14 protein-coding genes, 1 tRNA gene and 1 pseudogene are annotated in these 18,376 nt (G+C 71.0%); 11 read left to right on the top strand and 5 right to left on the bottom strand.

Annotated elements, in window-relative coordinates:
* Nucleotides 1–6 precede the first annotated feature (6 nt).
* From LNW71_RS21115 to LNW71_RS21095, 5 genes are all read left to right on the top strand, one after another.
* Nucleotides 7–2,085, top strand: a complete 2,079-nt coding sequence (locus LNW71_RS21115) for an acetyl/propionyl/methylcrotonyl-CoA carboxylase subunit alpha (RefSeq protein WP_250972085.1) — start codon at nt 7–9, stop codon at nt 2,083–2,085.
* Nucleotides 2,082–3,032, top strand: a complete 951-nt coding sequence (locus tag LNW71_RS21110) for a hydroxymethylglutaryl-CoA lyase (protein WP_250969657.1) — start codon at nt 2,082–2,084, stop codon at nt 3,030–3,032. The genes LNW71_RS21115 and LNW71_RS21110 overlap by 4 nt, the downstream gene beginning before the upstream one ends.
* Nucleotides 3,033–3,058: 26 nt before the next feature.
* Nucleotides 3,059–4,225, top strand: a complete 1,167-nt coding sequence (locus LNW71_RS21105; RefSeq protein ID WP_250969656.1) for an acyl-CoA dehydrogenase family protein — start codon at nt 3,059–3,061, stop codon at nt 4,223–4,225.
* Nucleotides 4,226–4,317: 92 nt separating this feature from the next.
* Nucleotides 4,318–4,959: a GNAT family N-acetyltransferase gene (locus LNW71_RS21100; RefSeq protein WP_250969655.1), complete on the top strand. Its 642-nt coding sequence runs from the start codon at nt 4,318–4,320 to the stop codon at nt 4,957–4,959.
* A gap of 188 nt (nt 4,960–5,147) precedes the next feature.
* On the top strand, nt 5,148–6,179 hold the full coding sequence (locus LNW71_RS21095) for an ABC transporter substrate-binding protein (protein WP_250969654.1): 1,032 nt from the start codon (nt 5,148–5,150) through the stop codon (nt 6,177–6,179).
* 308 nt (nt 6,180–6,487) lie between these two features.
* On the opposite strand, the gene LNW71_RS21090 is transcribed toward LNW71_RS21095, so the two are convergent.
* Nucleotides 6,488–8,155, bottom strand: coding sequence for a beta-N-acetylhexosaminidase (locus tag LNW71_RS21090; RefSeq protein ID WP_250969653.1), 1,668 nt, complete (start codon nt 8,153–8,155; stop codon nt 6,488–6,490).
* A 327-nt stretch (nt 8,156–8,482) separates the two neighbouring features.
* Here LNW71_RS21090 and LNW71_RS21085 point away from each other — a divergent pair, with 327 nt between their 5' ends.
* The gene (locus LNW71_RS21085) at nt 8,483–8,758 is read left to right on the top strand and encodes a hypothetical protein (protein ID WP_250969652.1); all 276 of its coding nucleotides are present in this window, start codon (nt 8,483–8,485) and stop codon (nt 8,756–8,758) included.
* A gap of 58 nt (nt 8,759–8,816) precedes the next feature.
* Nucleotides 8,817–10,646, top strand: a complete 1,830-nt coding sequence (glmS, locus tag LNW71_RS21080; protein WP_250969651.1) for a glutamine--fructose-6-phosphate transaminase (isomerizing) — start codon at nt 8,817–8,819, stop codon at nt 10,644–10,646.
* A 269-nt stretch (nt 10,647–10,915) separates the two neighbouring features.
* Here the strand turns inward: glmS and LNW71_RS21075 are convergent, their stop codons facing one another.
* The gene (locus LNW71_RS21075; RefSeq protein WP_250969650.1) at nt 10,916–11,488 is read right to left on the bottom strand and encodes an acetate uptake transporter; all 573 of its coding nucleotides are present in this window, start codon (nt 11,486–11,488) and stop codon (nt 10,916–10,918) included.
* 251 nt (nt 11,489–11,739) lie between these two features.
* Nucleotides 11,740–12,261: a universal stress protein gene (locus LNW71_RS21070; protein ID WP_123471258.1), complete on the bottom strand. Its 522-nt coding sequence runs from the start codon at nt 12,259–12,261 to the stop codon at nt 11,740–11,742.
* A 368-nt stretch (nt 12,262–12,629) separates the two neighbouring features.
* Here LNW71_RS21070 and LNW71_RS21065 point away from each other — a divergent pair, with 368 nt between their 5' ends.
* The 4 genes and pseudogenes from LNW71_RS21065 (at nt 12,630) to LNW71_RS21050 (ending at nt 15,361) form a co-directional block, all read left to right on the top strand.
* Nucleotides 12,630–12,908: a hypothetical protein gene (locus LNW71_RS21065; RefSeq protein ID WP_250969649.1), complete on the top strand. Its 279-nt coding sequence runs from the start codon at nt 12,630–12,632 to the stop codon at nt 12,906–12,908.
* A 382-nt stretch (nt 12,909–13,290) separates the two neighbouring features.
* Nucleotides 13,291–14,526: a helix-turn-helix domain-containing protein gene (locus LNW71_RS21060; protein ID WP_250969648.1), complete on the top strand. Its 1,236-nt coding sequence runs from the start codon at nt 13,291–13,293 to the stop codon at nt 14,524–14,526.
* A gap of 10 nt (nt 14,527–14,536) precedes the next feature.
* A pseudogene (gene orn, locus LNW71_RS21055) lies at nt 14,537–15,138 on the top strand (oligoribonuclease).
* 150 nt (nt 15,139–15,288) lie between these two features.
* A tRNA-His gene (locus LNW71_RS21050) sits at nt 15,289–15,361 on the top strand.
* 145 nt (nt 15,362–15,506) lie between these two features.
* Here the strand turns inward: LNW71_RS21050 and LNW71_RS21045 are convergent.
* Both LNW71_RS21045 and LNW71_RS21040 read right to left on the bottom strand, forming a co-directional pair.
* Entirely contained in the window at nt 15,507–16,538 is a 1,032-nt protein-coding gene (locus LNW71_RS21045) for a LacI family DNA-binding transcriptional regulator (protein ID WP_250969647.1), read from the bottom strand.
* Between the two features lie 294 nt (nt 16,539–16,832).
* Nucleotides 16,833–18,293, bottom strand: coding sequence for a GH1 family beta-glucosidase (locus LNW71_RS21040; protein WP_250969646.1), 1,461 nt, complete (start codon nt 18,291–18,293; stop codon nt 16,833–16,835).
* Nucleotides 18,294–18,376: the final 83 nt, after the last annotated feature.

Raw genomic sequence — 18,376 nt, 5'->3', positions numbered from 1 at the left:
ATGACGATGTTCGACACCGTTCTCGTCGCCAACCGCGGCGAGATCGCGGTCCGGGTCATCCGGACCCTGCGCGAGCTGGGGGTGCGTTCGGTCGCCGTCTTCAGCGACGCGGACGCGGACGCCCGGCACGTGCGCGAGGCCGACACGGCGGTACGGATCGGCCCCGCCCCGGCGGCCGAGAGCTATCTCAGCGTGGACCGGCTGCTGGAGGCGGCCCGCCGCACGGGCGCGCAGGCCGTCCACCCCGGCTACGGATTCCTCGCCGAGAACGCGGGCTTCGCCCAGGCGTGCGCGGACGCGGGGCTGGTCTTCATCGGACCGCCCGCCGCCGCCATCGCGCTGATGGGCGACAAGATCCGGGCCAAGGAGACGGTCTCCGCCGCCGGCGTCCCGGTGGTGCCCGGCTCCACCGGCAGCGAGCTGACCGACGGCCAACTGGCCGAAGCCGCCAACGAGATCGGGATGCCGGTACTGCTGAAGCCCTCGGCGGGCGGCGGTGGCAAGGGCATGCGGCTGGTCCGCGACGCGACGCTGCTCGCGGACGAGATCGCGGCGGCCAGACGCGAGGCGCGCGCCTCCTTCGGCGACGACACGCTGCTCGTGGAGCGGTGGATCGACCGGCCGCGCCACATCGAGATCCAGGTGCTGGCGGACGGCCACGGCAACGTGGTGCACCTCGGCGAGCGGGAGTGCTCGCTGCAGCGCCGCCACCAGAAGATCATCGAGGAGGCGCCGTCGGTCCTGCTCGACGAGGGGACCCGGGCGGCGATGGGCGAGGCGGCCGTGCAGGCGGCCCGCTCCTGCGGCTACGTCGGCGCGGGCACGGTGGAGTTCATCGTCCCCGGCAACGACCCGTCCTCGTACTACTTCATGGAGATGAACACCCGCCTCCAGGTGGAGCATCCGGTGACCGAGCTGATCACCGGCCTCGACCTGGTGGAGTGGCAGCTGCGCGTCGCGGCCGGCGAGCGGCTCCCGTACGGGCAGGGCGACATCACGCTCACCGGGCACGCGGTCGAGGCCCGGATCTGCGCCGAGGACCCGGCGCGCGGCTTCCTGCCCTCGGGCGGCACCGTGCTGGCGCTGCACGAACCGCAGGGCGGCGGGGTGCGGACGGACTCGGGGCTCGGCGAGGGCGGCGAGGTCGGCAGCCTGTACGACCCGATGCTGTCGAAGGTGATCGCCTACGGCCCCGACCGGGCCACGGCCCTGCGCCGGCTGCGGGCGGCGCTCTCGGACACGGTCGTGCTCGGCGTCCCCACCAACGCGGGCTTCCTGCGCCGGCTGCTCGGCCACCCCGCGGTGGTCACCGGCGATCTGGACACCGGCCTGGTGGAGCGCGAGGTGGACGTCCTGGTGCCGGACGGCGTGCCGGAGGAGGTGTACGCGGCGGCGGCCCTGCTGCGGCAGCACTCCCCCGCACAAGCTTCCACCGGGACGTGGTCCGACCCGTTCTCGGCCGGTGACGGCTGGCGGCTGGGCGGCACCCCGGCGCGGATCGTGCGGCACTTCCGCATCCCCGGCCACGAGCCCGTCCAGGTGGGTCTGCGGCCGTGCGGAGCCGGCACCGAGCTGACGTTCGGCCATGTCGGCGAGGGCGACCGGCCGCCGACCCCTGACTCGGGCACCTGCGGGCCGCTGGGCCCGCTGCCCGGCGGCGCGGAGACGGCCCGGCTCATCACCGCGGACGATCGCCGCGTCACCCTCGAACTGGCCGGGGTCACGCACTCGTTCGCCCATGTCGCGTCCCCGGAGGGCCGCTGGCTCGGCCGGGACGGCGACACCTGGCACGTCCGGGACCACGACCCGGTGGAGGCGTCGCTGACCGGCGCCGCCCACGCCGGTGCGGACACCCTCGCCGCGCCCATGCCCGGGACCGTCACCGTGGTGAAGGTGGCCGTCGGGGACGAGGTCGTGGCCGGGCAGAGCCTGCTGGTGGTGGAGGCGATGAAGATGGAGCACGTCATCTCCGCCCCGCACGCCGGGACCGTCACCGAACTCGACGTCACCGCCGGGGCCACGGTCGCCATGGACCAGGTACTGGCCGTGGTCGCTCCCGTGGCCGCCGCTGGGGAGGAAGCATGACGACCACCCGCACCCTGCCGATGACCGTGGCCGCACCGGGACTGCCCTCCCGGGTCCGGATCCACGAGGTGGGAGCCCGCGACGGGCTGCAGAACGAGAAGACCGTCGTGCCGACCGAGGTGAAGGCGGAGTTCATCCGCCGGCTCGCCGTCGCCGGACTCGCCACGATCGAGGCGACGAGCTTCGTCCACCCCAAGTGGGTGCCCCAGCTCGCCGACGCCGAGCAGCTCTTCCCGATGCTCGGCGACATAGGGGACGTGGGCGACGTCGCGCTCCCGGTCCTGGTGCCGAACGAGCGGGGGCTGGACCGGGCGCTGGCGCTCGGGGCCCGCCGGATCGCCGTCTTCGGTTCCGCGACGGAGACGTTCGCCGCCCGCAATCTCAACCGCACCGTCGACGAGTCGCTGGCCATGTTCGAGCCCGTCGTGGCCCGCGCCAAGGCGGACAAGGTGCACGTGCGCGGCTACCTGTCGATGTGTTTCGGCGACCCGTGGGAGGGGCCCGTCCCCGTCCACCAGGTCGTCCGGGTCGCCCGCGCGCTGATGGACCTCGGCTGCGACGAGCTCTCGCTCGGCGACACCATCGGTGTCGCGACGCCCGGCCACGTACAGACCCTGCTGTCCGGGCTGAATGAGGCGGGGGTGCACACCGACACCATCGGGGTGCACTTCCACGACACGTACGGACAGGCCCTGTCCAACACCCTCGCCGCGCTCCAGCACGGCGTGACCACCGTGGACGCCTCCGCGGGCGGGCTCGGCGGCTGCCCGTACGCGAAGAGCGCGACGGGCAACCTGGCCACCGAGGACCTCGTGTGGATGCTCGACGGCCTCGGCATCGAAACCGGGGTCGATCTCGACGCGCTCACCGCCACCAGCGTGTGGCTCGCCGAACAACTGGGCCGACCCAGCCCGTCCCGTACCGTCCGCGCACTCGCGGCGCAGTGAACACCCCACAAGGAGTGACCACCCCCATGTCCCTGGACCATCGGCTGACCGCCGAGCACGAGGAACTGCGACGCACCGTCGAGGAGTTCGCGCACGACGTGGTCGCACCGAAGATCGGTGACTTCTACGAGCGCCATGAGTTCCCGTACGAGATCGTGCGCGAGATGGGGCGGATGGGCCTGTTCGGGCTGCCGTTCCCGGAGGAGTACGGCGGGATGGGCGGCGACTACCTCGCGCTCGGTATCGCCCTGGAGGAGCTGGCCCGGGTCGACTCCTCGGTGGCGATCACCCTGGAGGCCGGGGTCTCGCTCGGCGCCATGCCGGTGTTCCGCTTCGGCACCGAGGAGCAGAAGCAGCGGTGGCTGCCGAAGCTCTGCGCGGGCGAGGCGCTCGGCGCGTTCGGGCTGACCGAACCGGACGGCGGCTCGGACGCGGGCGGCACCCGGACGACGGCCGTGCGCGACGAGGCCACCGGCGAGTGGGTGATCAACGGCTCCAAGTGCTTCATCACCAACTCCGGGACGGACATCACGGAGTTGGTCACGGTCACGGCGGTCACCGGCCGCAAGGAGAACGGCGCCCCGCGCATCTCCGCGATCATCGTGCCGTCCGGCACCCCCGGCTTCACGGTCGCCGCCCCGTACTCCAAGGTCGGCTGGAACGCCTCGGACACCCGGGAGCTGTCCTTCACCGATGTGCGCGTGCCGCTGGAGAACCTGCTGGGCGAGGAGGGGCGCGGCTACGCGCAGTTCCTGCGGATCCTGGACGAGGGCCGGATCGCGATCTCGGCACTGTCCACCGGCCTCGCGCAGGGCTGTGTGGACGAGTCGGTGAAGTACGCCGCCGAGCGGCACGCCTTCGGGAAGCCGATCGGCGCCAACCAGGCGATCCAGTTCAAGATCGCGGACATGGAGATGCGGGCCCACATGGCCCGGATCGGCTGGCGGGACGCGGCATCGCGGCTGTTGGCGGGTGAGCCGTTCAAGAAGGAGGCGGCGATCGCCAAGCTGTACTCCTCGACCGTGGCGGTGGACAACGCCCGCGAGGCGACCCAGATCCACGGCGGCTACGGCTTCATGAACGAGTACCCGGTGGCCCGGATGTGGCGTGACTCCAAGATCCTGGAGATCGGCGAGGGCACGAGCGAGGTCCAGCGGATGCTGATCGCGCGGGAGCTCGGGCTGCCGGCCTGACCCGGACGGCGGGGGGCGGCGCGGGTCTGTGACCTGCGCCGTCCCCCGCAATTCGTTCGACAGCGGCCGCCCCGTCCCGGCAGAGTTCCGCCATGAAGCCGCAGCACTGGCCCCTGTACGGGCTCCGCATCCGCACCCCGCGCCTGGAACTCCGCCTTCCGGACCTGGAGTTGCTGGACGAGCTGTCCTCGGTCGCCGCCGCGGGTGTGCACGCCCCGGACACCATGCCGTTCACCGTCCCCTGGACGGACGGCACGCCCGCCGAACGCGGCCGGGCGGTGTTCCAGCACGTGCTGAGCAGCATCGCCGACTGGTCGTCGCGGGACTGGTCGTTGAGCCTCGCGGTCCTGCACGAGGGCCGGGTGGTCGGACGGCAGGACGTGATGGCGAAGGACTTCGCGGTGACCGGCGAGGTCAGCACCGGTTCCTGGCTGGGGCTCGCACACCAGGGCCGGGGCATCGGCACCGAGATGCGGGCCGCCGCCCTCCAGCTCGCCTTCGCCGGACTGGGTGCCGGTTCGGCCGTCTCGTCCGCGATGACGGACAACCCGCGCTCGCTCGGTGTCTCACGCCGGCTCGGCTACCTGCCGGACGGGCTGGAGATCGCCGCGCTCCGGGACTCCCGCGTCACCCTGCAGCGGCTGCGGCTGGAGCGCGACCGGTGGGAGGAGCACCGCACGGTCGAGGTCACGGTGGAGGGACTCGACGACTGCCGGGCCGCATTCGGCGCGTGAACCCTCGGGGGCGCGGCCACGGGCCGCCCTCGGGCATGAGCTCGCGGAGGCGCGTCCTCGCAGGTGGTGCGGCCTTCGTCCGGCGACCGGCGTGGGGCCCCGGCCGACTCGACAAGCCATGAGGTTAGGCTAACCTTCCTCGAACTTGTCCCGGCCGGCCTCCGGCTCGTACGAAAGCGGAATCCGTCATGCGCACTGCCCGAGCGTCCCGTCCCACCCGCCGCGGCCTGCTGGCCATGGGCGGTGCCGTTGGTCTCGGCGCCGTGCTCGCGGCCTGCGGCGACAGCGACTCGAAGGACTCCGGTTCCGCCGGGTCCAAGAGCGTCGACGCCGGGCCGTGGAGCTTCAAGGACGACCGCGGGAAGACCGCCGAGGCCAAGTCCGTCCCGAAGAACATCGTCGCCTTCACCGGCGTCGCCGCCGCGCTCCACGACTACGGCGTCGAGGTGAAGGCCGTCTTCGGCCCGACGAAGACCAAGGACGGCAAGGCCGATGTGCAGGCCGGCGACCTCGACATCAGCAAGGTCGAGATCCTCGGCAACGTCTGGGGCGAGTTCAACGTCGAGAAGTACGCCTCGCTCGGCCCGGAGCTGCTGGTCACCGCGATGTGGGAGAAGGACGCCCTCTGGTACGTGCCGGACGCGTCCAAGGACAAGATCCTGAAGCTGGCCCCGAGCGTCGCCCTGTGGGCCGCGCAGACCACGATCCCCAAGGCGATCCAGCGCCATGAGGACCTCGCCGCCTCGCTCGGCGCCGACGTGAAGGCCAAGAAGGTCACGGACGCCAAGGCCCGCTTCGAGAAGGCCGCGGCCCGGCTGCGTGCCGCCGCGAAGTCCAAGCCGAACATCAAGGTCCTGATCGGCTCGGCCAGCCAGGACCTCTTCTACGTCACGCTCGCGAAGACGGCTGCGGACACCCTGTACTTCCAGGACCTGGGCGTCCGGTTCGTCGAGCCGAAGGTGAACTCGGCGGGCTTCTTCGAGGAGCTGAGCTGGGAGAACGTCGACAAGTACGAGGCCGACATCATCATGATCGACAACCGGTCCTCCGCCCTGCAGCCCGACGCCCTGACGTCCAAGCCGACCTGGACGCAGCTGCCCGCCGTCAAGGCAGGCCAGGTCATCCCCCGCACCACCGAGCCGATCTTCAGCTACGACAAGTGCGCGCCCGTCCTCGACGACCTCGCGAAGGCGATCGAGGACGCCAAGAAGGTCAGCTGACCGGCACCCTTCCGGCCGTCCCGGCCTGCCCGTGCCGCGCACCGGCCGGCCGGGTCAGACGGCAAAGCCGACCGGAACCAGTCGTTCCGGTCGGCAACAAGGGCAACGGCCCCTCTCCCGCGCGGCCGCTTCCAGCCGCACCCGGCCCGCCCACCCGCGTCCACGCCGACCCAACCGAGGCCCGAGCCCGGCCAACCAAGCCCGTCCGGCGCTTGAGGACAAACCCCCAGCCCGTCCGGCGCTTGAGGACAAAATCCCAGCCCGTCCGGCGATTGAGGACATCCCCCGACCGCCGGACGGACCTCACGTCACCCCGCCGCAGCCGGCTCCGCCGGCCACGGCACCTGCGGCGACCGGTAGAAGTCGATCCCGAGCGCGGTGAACCGCGGCCCGAGCGCCGCCAGCCGCAGCTTGTACGTGTCCCAGTCGTGCGTCGCGGCCGGGGACCAGCCCAGCTCCGCCGCCCCGGGCAGCCGCGGGAACGCCATCACGTCGATGTCGTCGCTGTCCGTCAGCGTCTCGGACCAGATCGGCGCCTCGACACCGAGCACCGCGTCCTGCGGAGTACCGGCGAGATAGGTCGCCGGGTCCCAGTCGTAGGAGCGCTGCACCTCGACCAGACCGGCCCACTTCAGGCCCAGTTCGGTCTTCTCGTTGTACTTCATGTCCAGGTACACCCGGTCCGCCGGCGACAGCACCAGCTTGGTGCCCTTCTTCGCGGCGTCCACGACCTGCTGCCGGTCCGCGGCGCTCGTCGCGTCGTAGCCCCAGTACTGGGCGATCGCCCCCTTCACCGGCGTGGCCCCGGTGAGCTGGTGCCAGCCCATGACGGACTTGCCGTACTTGCCCACGACGGCCTGCGCCTGATCCATGATCTTCGCGTAGTCCGCGTGGCTGGTGGAATGCGCCTCGTCACCCCCGATGTGGATGTACTTGCCGGGGGTCAGGGCGGCCACTTCGCGGATGACGTCGTCGATGAAGTCGTACGTGACGTCCTTGGCCGCGCACAGCGAGCTGAAGCCGACCTCGGTGCCGGTGTAGAGCGGGGGTGCGACGCCGTCGCAGTTCAGCTCGGCGTACGAGGCGAGGGCGGCGTTGGTGTGGCCGGGCAGGTCGATCTCCGGCACCACCTCCAGGTAGCGGGAGGCCGCGTACCGCAGGATCTCCTTGTACTGGCTCTTGGTGTAGTACCCGCCGGTCCCGCCGCCGACCTCCGTCGAGCCGCCGTACGTGGCCAGCTTCGGCCAGGAGTCGACGGCGATCCGCCAGCCCTGGTCGTCGGAGAGGTGCAGGTGGAACTTGTTCATCTTGTACAGCGCGATCTGATCGATGTAGCGCTTGACCTCGGTGACCGAGAAGAAGTGCCGCGAGACGTCGAGCATCGCGCCCCGGTAGGCGTAGCGCGGCGCGTCGGTGAGGCTGCCCCCCGCGACGCTCCACGGGCCCTTCTGGCGGCTGCGGCGCTCCACCTGGGCCGGCAGCAGCTGACGCAGCGTCTGGACGCCGTGGAAGAGCCCTGCGGGCTTGCGGGCGGTGATGGTGACGGAGCCCCGCCCGGATGTGAGGGTGTAGCCCTCCGCGCCCAGCCCGCTGTCGCCGGAGCCGAGCCGGAGCCTGATGCCGTCCGCGCCGTCCTGGCCGGTGACCGGCAGGGCGTATCCGGTGGAGGGGCGCAGCACGCCCGCCAGGTACTCGCCGATCTTCCGGGCCTCGCCGGACGAGCCGTCGACCCGGATCCGGGTGGTGGTGGTGAGGGAGTAGGGGGAGCCGCCCGGCCGGACCGAGGCGGGGGCGGGCACGACCTGGCCGAGCGGCCGGGGGGTCCCGGCGACGGAGCCGCCCGTCTCGGCCACCGCGGATGCCGTGGGGGCCGCGCAAGCGGTGGAGATGCCGGCCGCCGTGACGAGAATCAGCGAGCCGAGAAGGCGGGGTAGAGCACGGGGTAGAGCACTGCGCTGCGCCGTGTGCAGTCTCACAAGCCGGGTCCCTTTCTACGGGTTCACTTCTGCGGATCTCCTGAGCAACCGAACCGTCGCCATGCGTATCGCGTACCTAATGGATGGTCAAGGTGTAGACCACTTCCCCCTGTTGCCCGTGGCGGAACGTGGCCGACGGTCCGCGGCTTATGGCCGAATTCATCCCGGCGGCCCCGTCGTACCCCGGGCCGTCGGACGCGGCCGGGAGTCGGCCGGAAAGGCGCGTAATCCGCCCCGGATCGCAAAAAGAGGGCCACTCGCGCCCACTCCTGCCCGATATCGGGCAGAATTGTTGCGCTGGAGCCCCTTCCGCCGCAGTATCGACGAGTGCTCGAACGCCGCTCGTCGTACGACGACCTCATTGACCACCTGGTGCGCAGCACCGCGCTGCAGCGCGGTGAGGCAGCCCGGGTGATCCTCGACGTCCTGGCGTACTTCGACGAGACGACCGACGACTTCGTCCGCCGCCGCCACCGCGAACTGCAGTCGGGCGGCCTGGTCAACACGGAGATCTTCGAACGGATCGCGGCCGAACTGCCGCACCGGGCGGTGGCACCGCCGGAGCTGTCGCTCCGGCAGCTGCGCCGCATCGTCTACGGCTGAGACCGCTCCGCGGCCGGGCACCCACTTACTTGTACGTCGATGGAGGGGCAGAGACTCTATGTGCGGAATCGTCGGTTACATCGGAAAGCGTGACGTGGCTCCACTGCTGCTGGAAGGGCTGCAGCGGCTGGAGTACCGGGGTTACGACTCCGCGGGCATCGTGATCACCGGCAAGCCGGCGGCCGGCAAGCCCGCCGCGCTGAAGATGGTCAAGGCCAAGGGCCGGGTCCGCGAGCTGGAGGCCCGGGTCCCCAAGCGCTTCACCGGCACGACCGGCATCGCGCACACCCGCTGGGCCACCCACGGCGCCCCGAGCGACGAGAACGCCCACCCGCACCTGGACGCCGGCAACAAGGTCGCGGTCGTCCACAACGGGATCATCGACAACGCCTCCGAGCTGCGCGTCCGGCTCGAGGCGGAGGGCGTCGTCTTCCTCTCCGAGACCGACACCGAGGTGCTGGTCCACCTGATCGCCCGCTCGGAGGCGGACACCCTGGAGGAGAAGGTCCGCGAGGCCCTGCGCTCGGTCGAGGGCACGTACGGCATCGCCGTCATGCACGCCGACTTCAACGACCGCATCGTCGTGGCCCGCAACGGCTCCCCCGTCGTCCTCGGCATCGGCGAGAAGGAGATGTTCGTCGCCTCGGACGTCGCCGCCCTGGTCACCCACACCCGCCAGGTCGTCACCCTCGACGACGGCGAGATGGCCACCCTCAAGGCCGACGACTTCCGTACGTACACGACGGAGGGCTCGACCACGACGGCGACGCCGACCACCGTGGAGTGGGAGGCCGAGTCGTACGACATGGGCGGCCACGACACGTACATGCACAAGGAGATCTCGGAGCAGGCCGAAGCCGTCGACCGGGTGCTGCGCGGCCGGATCGACGACCGGTTCGCCACCGTGCACCTGGGCGGCCTGAACCTGGACGCCCGTGAGGCGCGCGGGGTCCGCCGGATCAAGATCCTCGGCTGCGGCACCTCGTACCACGCGGGCCAGATCGGCGCCCAGCTGATCGAGGAGCTCGCCCGCATCCCCGCGGACGCCGAGCCCGCTTCCGAGTTCCGCTACCGCAACCCGGTGGTGGACCCCGACACGCTGTATGTCGCGGTCTCCCAGTCCGGCGAGACCTACGACGTGCTGGCCGCGGTCCAGGAGCTCAAGCGCAAGGGCGCCCGGGTGCTCGGTGTCGTCAACGTGGTCGGTTCCGCGATCGCCCGGGAGGCGGACGGCGGTACGTATGTGCACGCCGGCCCCGAGGTGTGCGTCGTCTCCACCAAGTGCTTCACCAACACCGTGGTCGCGTTCGCGCTGCTCGCCCTGCACCTGGGGCGGATCCGGGACCTGTCGGTCGCCGACGGCAAGCGGATCATCGAGGGCCTGCGCAGGCTGCCCGCCCAGATCAGCGAGATCCTCGCCAACGAGGACGAGATCAAGAAGCTGGCGGCGGAGTACGCGGACGCCAAGTCGATGATGTTCATCGGCCGGGTGCGCGGCTACCCCGTGGCCCGTGAGGCCTCGCTGAAGCTCAAGGAGGTCTCGTACATCCACGCCGAGGCCTACCCGGCCTCCGAGCTGAAGCACGGGCCGCTCGCGCTGATCGAGCCCGCGATGCCGACCGTGGCGATCGTGCCGGACGACGACCTGCTGGAGAAGAACCGCGCCGCGATGGAGGAGATCAAGGCCCGCAGCGGCCGCATCCTCGCCGTCGCGCACCAGGTGCAGGAGAAGGCCGACCACACCATCGTCGTACCGAAGAACGAGAACGAGCTGGACCCGATCCTGATGGGCATCCCGCTCCAGCTCTTCGCCTACCACACGGCGCTGGCCATGGGCCGGGACATCGACAAGCCGCGCAACCTGGCGAAGTCCGTCACCGTCGAGTAGTCACGTCCGCACCCGGACCAAAGAGCGGCCCCGCACCCACGTCAGGTGGGTGCGGGGCCGCTCCGCGTGGGCCGGTGCCGCCAGGACCGGCCCCTCCGCTGCCTCAGAGGCTGTCGGGTGACCTGAGATCGGAAAGCGGACGCGGGCTGGTGCGTGCGATTCCAAGGCGCCGGGATGTCCTTGTAGCGGAGCTACCAGGACGTTTCGGCAACGCGGGAAGCGTGCGCACCAGGGCGTGGCCGCCCGGTCGCAGGTCACCCGACAGCCTCTCAGCCGGTGGCCGTCACTCCTCGGCCGGCAGCACGCCTCGGCATCGCCGTGGGCCAGTGGGCCAGCGCCGCCGTCGCCCCGTACCAGGCGGCCAGGCCGGCCACGGCGGCCAGCCAGCCGCCCGCCTTGCCCAGGAAGCCGCTGCCGGCGAACTGCCCGACGCCCAGGACCAGGAGCGCCACGAACAGCAGCCCGTAAGTGCCCTGACCCAGCAGACCGCGGCCCGCCGCCCCGAGGGTCAGCGTGAGCGCGAACAGAGCCCAGAGCAGCAGGAACAGCCCTGCCGCGTGGGCGGAGACCCGGGCGTCGGCGCCGGTGCCCCAGGTGAACCAGAAGGCGCCCAGGCCGGCGAAGGCCGTGCCGTCGAAGCCGTTGCCCGCGCGGAACTCCAGGAGTCCGGCGACGAACAGGGCGACACCGCCGACATAGAGCGCGAGCGAGACGGCATCCGCCGCCGTCACCCCGTCCACGGCTCCGGTGTGGCCGATCCCGAATGCCAACAGGGTCAGCCCCAGGGCGAGATGGCCGAGGGTGGAGGTGCTGGTGTTTCCCGCAGAGACGTCGTTGTCCACGGCGGGCTCCCTTCACATGCAATCGTGCTGTTTCCGAGTGACTTTTATGTACCCTTCACAAGCGCACAATCCACCTCTACGGATCGGTAGCTTCTTCCATCCGGCTGTTTCCGTAGTCGAGTTGACGCCACCGCTCCACCGGGAGCAGGCACAGAACCGCCCGCTTCCGGCCGGGCCGGGAGCGGGCGCATTGGCGTGAAGGGATACGGGAGCGGACGGGTCGGCGAGCCGGGGCGCGGCCGCCGGACGGGCTACGGGATGACGACGACCGGGCGCTGGGCGCGCCGCGCCAGCCGGCCCGCAACCGAGCCGAAGATCCGGCCCACGATCCCCTGCGTGGAACCGACCACGATCGCGTCGGCGGAGTACTCCCGGCCGACCTCCTCCAGCTCGTGGCAGATGTCCCCGCCGCGCTCGACGAGCACCCACGGCACCTCGGTGAGGTAGTCCGCACAGGCGAGCTCGAGACCGAGGACCTCGGTGCGGTGATCGGGGACATCGACGAAGACGGGCGGCTCGCAGCCTGCCCAGACCGTGGTCGGCAGCCGATTGGCGACGTGGACGATGATCAGGCCGGAACCTGATCTTCGGGCCATGCCGATGGCGTAGGCGAGGGCCCGCTCACTGGAGGTCGAGCCGTCGAAGCCGACGACGACCCCGTGCCGGAACGCGGGATCGCAGGAATGACGTGTTTCTTCGGCCGCCTGCGGTCCCGACTCGGGGTCGGCTACCTGCTTGCGGTCCGCGGGTTCGGGGATTTCGTGACCGGCCATCGGTGTCTCGGCGAAGAGAGTCCTCGTGAGGAGAGCGACTTGGGGAAGGGGCGTCAGTGAGCGGTGTTGCGGTGTCCGGGAATCATCTTCCCAACCCCTTACCCCCAAGGGTACGGCGCCACTCCTCCACTGCCCAGACCCGCGCAAAGCGCGCGCGACGTTTCACGGAGCATGCCCGAGACCGCCTCGTATGGCAATGCCGGTTGCCCTGTACACCGACGTCGCGGGACCCGGACGGATCGCATTCGGTGACCGGGCGGGGCCCGGCCCGTTAGCCACGTGGCCGCCCCGCCGCACAGCGCCGACGGGTCCCGCCGGCCGTCCGGTACCGACCGCAGCGCCACCGCACCACTCCAGGGAGCAACCCCGTGCCCGCACCCGTCCCGCCCGCCCATCCGGAACCCGCCGCGCAGTCGGCGACCGATGTGGTCCGCTGGTCGCTGTTCGGCTGCCTGCTGGTACCGGTCGTCCTCCTCGCCCACGGCGACTCCGCCGGCGGGGCCGCCGTCGTCGCGCTCGGCCTGGCCGTGGTCACCGTGACCTGCCGGATGCTGCTGCGCCGGTCACTGCGCAGCGCCGCGCGAACGTCCGAGGGGGCGCACAGGAGCGGCCGGTCCTCCCGGGGAGTGCGCCGGTTGAACGACTGAATTCCGCACACGCGACCGTACATTTTCAGCCAACTTCGTTCCTCGGTTGATTCCTTGTCGAAATGGCCGATCAACCCCCTTGCCAGCAGGCAGAAGGAGACCGCGCGGTACGCTTCCACCCAATGGGGACGGGCCATGAACGCGAGGCGCACTTCCCTGCACGACTCACGAGTGAAACGCTTCGTGATCGAATGCTTCCCGCCAGGTTGCCTTGTCGACATAAAGCCGGTTGGTGAACTTGTCACGACGGCACCACGGGACGCAGTAGATTCGATCTTGGGTGTCGAAGGCTGGGGACTCGTGCACGACCGAGGGGACATGTGCAGGTGCGACAGGCCCGTAAGGACCAGGAAGACGCGAACACCGAGGGGGGCTTAGCGTCATGAGCCAGGACTCCGCCACCGCAACGGAGGCTGTACGGAAGCTGAGCGGACGCCGGCGCCGGGAGGTCGTGGCCGTACTGCTGTTCAGCGGCGGCCCCATCTTCGAGAGCTCCATCCCGCTCTCCGTATTCGGCATCGACCGCCAGGACGCGGGAGTTCCGCGTTACCGGCTTCTCGTGTGCAGCGGCGAAGAGGGACCGCTGCGCACCACCGGGGGACTCGAACTCACCGCGCCCTACGGGCTGGAGGCGATCAGCAGGGCAGGCACCGTCGTGGTGCCCGCCTGGCGCTCGATCACCTCACCACCGCCCGTGGAAGCGCTGGACGCGCTGCGCCGTGCCCACGAGGAGGGCGCCCGCATCGTCGGGCTGTGCACGGGGGCCTTCGTGCTCGCCGCCGCCGGCCTGCTCGACGGCCGCCCGGCGACCACGCACTGGATGTACGCGCCGACGCTCGCCAAGCGCTATCCGTCGGTGCACGTCGACCCGCGCGAGCTGTTCGTCGACGACGGCGACGTGCTCACCTCCGCGGGGACAGCGGCAGGAATCGACCTCTGCCTGCACATAGTCCGTTCGGACCACGGCACGGAGGCCGCCGGGGCACTCGCCCGCCGGCTCGTCGTGCCGCCGCGGCGCAGTGGCGGTCAGGAGCGCTACCTCGACAGGTCTTTACCTGAAGAGATCGGCTCCGACCCGCTCGCCGAGGTCGTGGCCTGGGCACTGGAGCATCTGCACGAGCAGTTCGACGTGGAGACGCTGGCCGCGCGCGCCTACATGAGCAGGCGGACCTTCGACCGCAGGTTCCGTTCGCTCACCGGCAGCGCACCGCTCCAGTGGCTGATCACCCAGCGGGTGCTGCAGGCGCAGCGGCTGCTGGAGACGTCCGACTACTCGGTCGACGAGGTCGCGGGCCGCTGCGGCTTCCGTTCGCCGGTCGCGCTGCGCGGGCACTTCCGGCGTCAGCTGGGCTCCTCCCCCGCCGCGTACCGGGCCGCCTACCGGGCCCGTCGTCCGCAGGGCGGTGGTCCGGAGCCGGTTGCCACGGTCACCGAGCAGGCGGTGCCCGCACAGGGCACTTCACCGAGCCGCCGGGCCGCGGTGACGGCCGGTGCCGCGGGTCAGTCCGCCGCTGCCCCGGCAGCGCTGGATCCGGGCCGCGGCGAGCACGGGAGGACGGGCTCCGACGCGTACGCCGCAGGGCGCCCGGCCCTGCCGGGGCAGCGGAGTGCCCCGTAGGGTGGGGCCCATGAACGACCGCATGGTGTGGATCGACTGCGAGATGACCGGGCTCTCGTTGACGGAAGACGCACTCATCGAGGTGGCCGCACTGGTCACCGACTCGGAGTTGAACGTGCTCGGCGACGGGGTGGACATCGTGATCCGCCCGCCGGACGCGGCCCTGGAGACCATGCCCGAGGTGGTGCGGCAGATGCACACCGCCTCGGGCCTCCTCGACGAGCTGGCCGGGGCACCACCCTGGCCGAAGCCGAGGAGAAGGTCCTGGCCTATGTGCGCGAGCACGTGAAGGAGCCCGGCAAGGCTCCGCTGTGCGGGAACACGGTCGGCACCGACCGCGGCTTCCTGTCGCGGGACATGCCGTCCCTGGAGGGCTATCTCCACTACCGGATCGTCGACGTCTCCTCGATCAAGGAACTGGCCCGTCGCTGGTTCCCGAGGGCGTACTTCAACAGTCCCGACAAGAACGGCAACCACCGGGCGCTCGCGGACATCCGTGACTCCATCACGGAGCTGCGGTACTACCGGGAGGCGGTCTTCGTCCCGCAGCCGGGACCCGACTCGGAACGCGCCAAGTCGATCGCGACGCGTCTGTCCTCGCCCCCGGCGTAGGGCCTTCGCTCCGGATCATGCAGGACCGGCAGGAAGCCGCTGGTCACGGCCCTTTCGGGGGCCGGGATCGGCGGTTGGACAATGGAGGCGCGAGCACCCTCCCGGACCCTGTACACTTTTTCTCGGCCGGTCAGAAAAAGACCGGACGCGGTGGGTATAGCTCAGACGGTAGAGCACCTGGTTGTGGTCCAGGATGTCGCGGGTTCGAGTCCCGTTACTCACCCTGATTGATCAAGGGCTGACCTGTGAAAACGGGTCAGCCCTTCTTCATGTCCCGCCCCTTGGGGAGAACGCGTCCCGTCCCGCGGGAAGACCGCGGGGCACGGGAAAGGCCCCGGCCGATGACCGGGGCCGGGGTGTGACACCCGTCACGAGGAGTCGCGGACGATCAGTTCCGTGGGGAGCACGATCTGCGGCCGCTCGGCGTTCTCGTTCGCAATCGTGTCGAGGAGCACCCGGGTCATCGTGCGCCCCATCTCCTCGATCGGCTGCCGGACGCTCGTCAGCGCGGGGTCCATGTGCCGGGCCACGGCGGAGTCGTCGAAGCCGATGAGGGCCACGTCGTCCGGGATGCGCCGGCCGGCCTCCCGCAGCACCTGGCGGGCTCCCGCGGCCATGACGTCGGAGGCGGCGAAGACCGCGTCCACGTCCGGCCGGCGGGCGAGCAGCTCCCGCATGGCACGGACGCCGCCCTCCTCGGAGAAGTCGGCGGGGGCGATCAGCCGCTCGTCGGGTTCGAGTCCGGCCTCGGAGACCGCCTTGCGGTACCCGTCCAGGCGCCGCTGGGAGGCGTAGACGTCCAGCCGGCCGGTGATGGTGGCAATGGAGCGGCGACCCCGGGAGGCGAGGTGCTCGACGGCGCTGCGGGCGCCCTCGAAGTTGTCCGAGTCGACCGAGGGAAGCGGCTCCGTGGCGGACCTGCGGCCGTTCATGACGGCGGGCATGCCGAGCTGCTCCAGCAGGTCGGGCAGCGGGTCGTCGGCGTGCACGGAGACCAGCAGCACGCCGTCCACGCGGTGCGCGGTCAGGTACTGGGCCAGCCTGCGGCGTTCACGGTCGCTGCCGACGAGCGTGAGGAGCAGCTGCATCTCGGTGTCGGCCAGGGCCGCACCCACACCGCGCACGATGTCGGAGAAGTACGGCTCCGCGAAGAAGCGGCTCTCCGACTCCGGCACCACGAGCGCGATGGCGTCCGTACGGTTCCCCGCCAGTGCACGGGCGGCGCGGTTGGGCACGTAACCCAGTTCGGCGACGGCCGCCTCCACCGCCTCCCGCGTGTGCGCGCTGACCCGCGGTGAGCCGTTGATGACCCGCGAGGCCGTGCCGCGCCCCACCCCCGCCCGCGCCGCGACCTCTTCGAGCGTGGGCCGGCCCCCGCTCCGTACTCGCGCTGCCGTCATGGCTGCCTCCCGTTCGCGGTCAATTTCTCACAGTCGGATAACCAAACCAAGTCCTGGTGTTGGATCCCTTGACACTCGTCGGGACCGGTCGGCCGCTCCTCCGCCGTCCGCATGGGAGCGCTCCCACTCTACGCGCGTGGTCAAGCGGCTCGTGCGGGCCGGGGGTGCGGTGGCGCCCGGCCGACGTGCGGACATGCCTGAGACCCGGCACAGGGCCGGGCCTCAGGGGGTGATGCAGATTCAGCAGTTTTCGCTCAACACCCGTTCACAGCAGGGTAGTTGAACGGTGAATGGTCAGGACGGGCCGGTCGGCGGCAGAGCGTGGCGGCGGATCACATCGGCGTACCAGTGGGCGCTCGCCTTGGGAATGCGGCGCTGGGAGGCGTAGTCGACGTACACGGTGCCGAAGCGCTTCGAGTAGCCGTACGCCCACTCGAAGTTGTCCATCAGCGACCACAGGAAGTAGCCGCGGACGTCCGCGCCGTCGGCCACCGCGCGCTGCACGGCGTCCAGGTGCCCGTGCAGATACGCGATCCGCTCGGGGTCCTCCACCCGCCCCTCGGGCGAGACGTAGTCGTCGAAGGCGGCGCCGTTCTCGGTGACCATCAGCGGCAGCCCCGGGTGGTCCCGGCTGGTGTCCATGAGGAGGCTGTACAGCCCGTTGGGGTCGATCGCCCAGTTCATCGCGGTGCGCTTCTTGCCCTCCGAGAGATGGAAGGCGACGTGCTCGGATCCGGGCCACGGGGAGTGGTCGCTGTCGCCGTGGCCGTCGTTGCGCGTGTCGCCCGCGCCCTTCGCCGGGGTGGAGACCAGCGTCGGCGTGTAGTAGTTGACGCCCAGGACGTCGATCGGACGGGAGATGGCGGCCAGGTCGCCGTCCTGGACCAGCTTCGACCAGTCCACCAGGTGCCGGGTGTCGGCGATCAGGTCCTCGGGGTACTCACCGCGCAGCATCGGACCGGTGAAGATCCGGTTGCCCACCGCGTCGATCCGGCGGGCGGCGTCCGCGTCGGCCGCGCTCGCGGTCAGCGGGCGGACCTGGTGGAGGTTGAGGGTGACCGAGGTCTGTGCGGCAGCGGGGAGTTGACCGCGCAGAACCTCGATCGCCCGGCCATGGGCGAGGTTGAGGTGGTGGGCCGCCCGCAGGGCGGAGGCGGGCTCGGTGCGGCCCGGCGCGTGCACACCGGAGCCGTACCCGAGGAAGGCCGAGCACCACGGCTCGTTGAAGGTGGTCCACGTCCCGACGCGGTCGCCGAGGGCGCCGGCCATGATCGCGGTGTAGTCGGCGAACCGCTCGGTGGTCACCCGCTGCGGCCAGCCGCCGGCGTCCTCCAGCTCCTGGGGCAGGTCCCAGTGGTAGAGGGTGGCGACGGGCGTGATGCCGGCTTCGAGCAGCTCGTCGACGAGCCTGCGGTAGAAGTCCAGACCGCGTTCGACGGCGGGCCCGCGGCCGGTGGGCTGCACCCGGGACCAGGAGACGGAGAAGCGGTACGCCTTCAGCCCCAGCCGCTTCATCAGCGCCACGTCGTCGCGGTAGAGGTGGTAGTGGTCGGCGGCGATGTCTCCGGTGTCGCCGTTGCGGACCTTGCCCGGCGTACGGCTGAAGGTGTCCCAGATGGAGGGGGTGCGGCCGTCCTCGGCAGCGGCACCCTCCACCTGGTAGGCGGCGGTCGCCGCCCCCCAGACGAAGCCTGTCGGAAATCTCGTCGCCTCGGGCGCCTGCTTCGGGGCGATGTCAGGTCGTACAGCAGTCATGCGGGAGCGCTCCCAGGAGTGGACGGACAGGGGCAAGGAAATATGGAGCTCCGGGAGCCCGTACGGCCCTCGCTCAGGTGCGG

The sequence above is a fragment of the Streptomyces sp. RKAG290 genome (assembly GCF_023701695.1).
Taxonomy (GTDB): Bacteria; Actinomycetota; Actinomycetes; order Streptomycetales; family Streptomycetaceae; genus Streptomyces.
The sequence above is the reverse complement of the archived record's forward strand: the minus strand, read 5'-3'. Positions and strand labels throughout refer to the sequence as shown.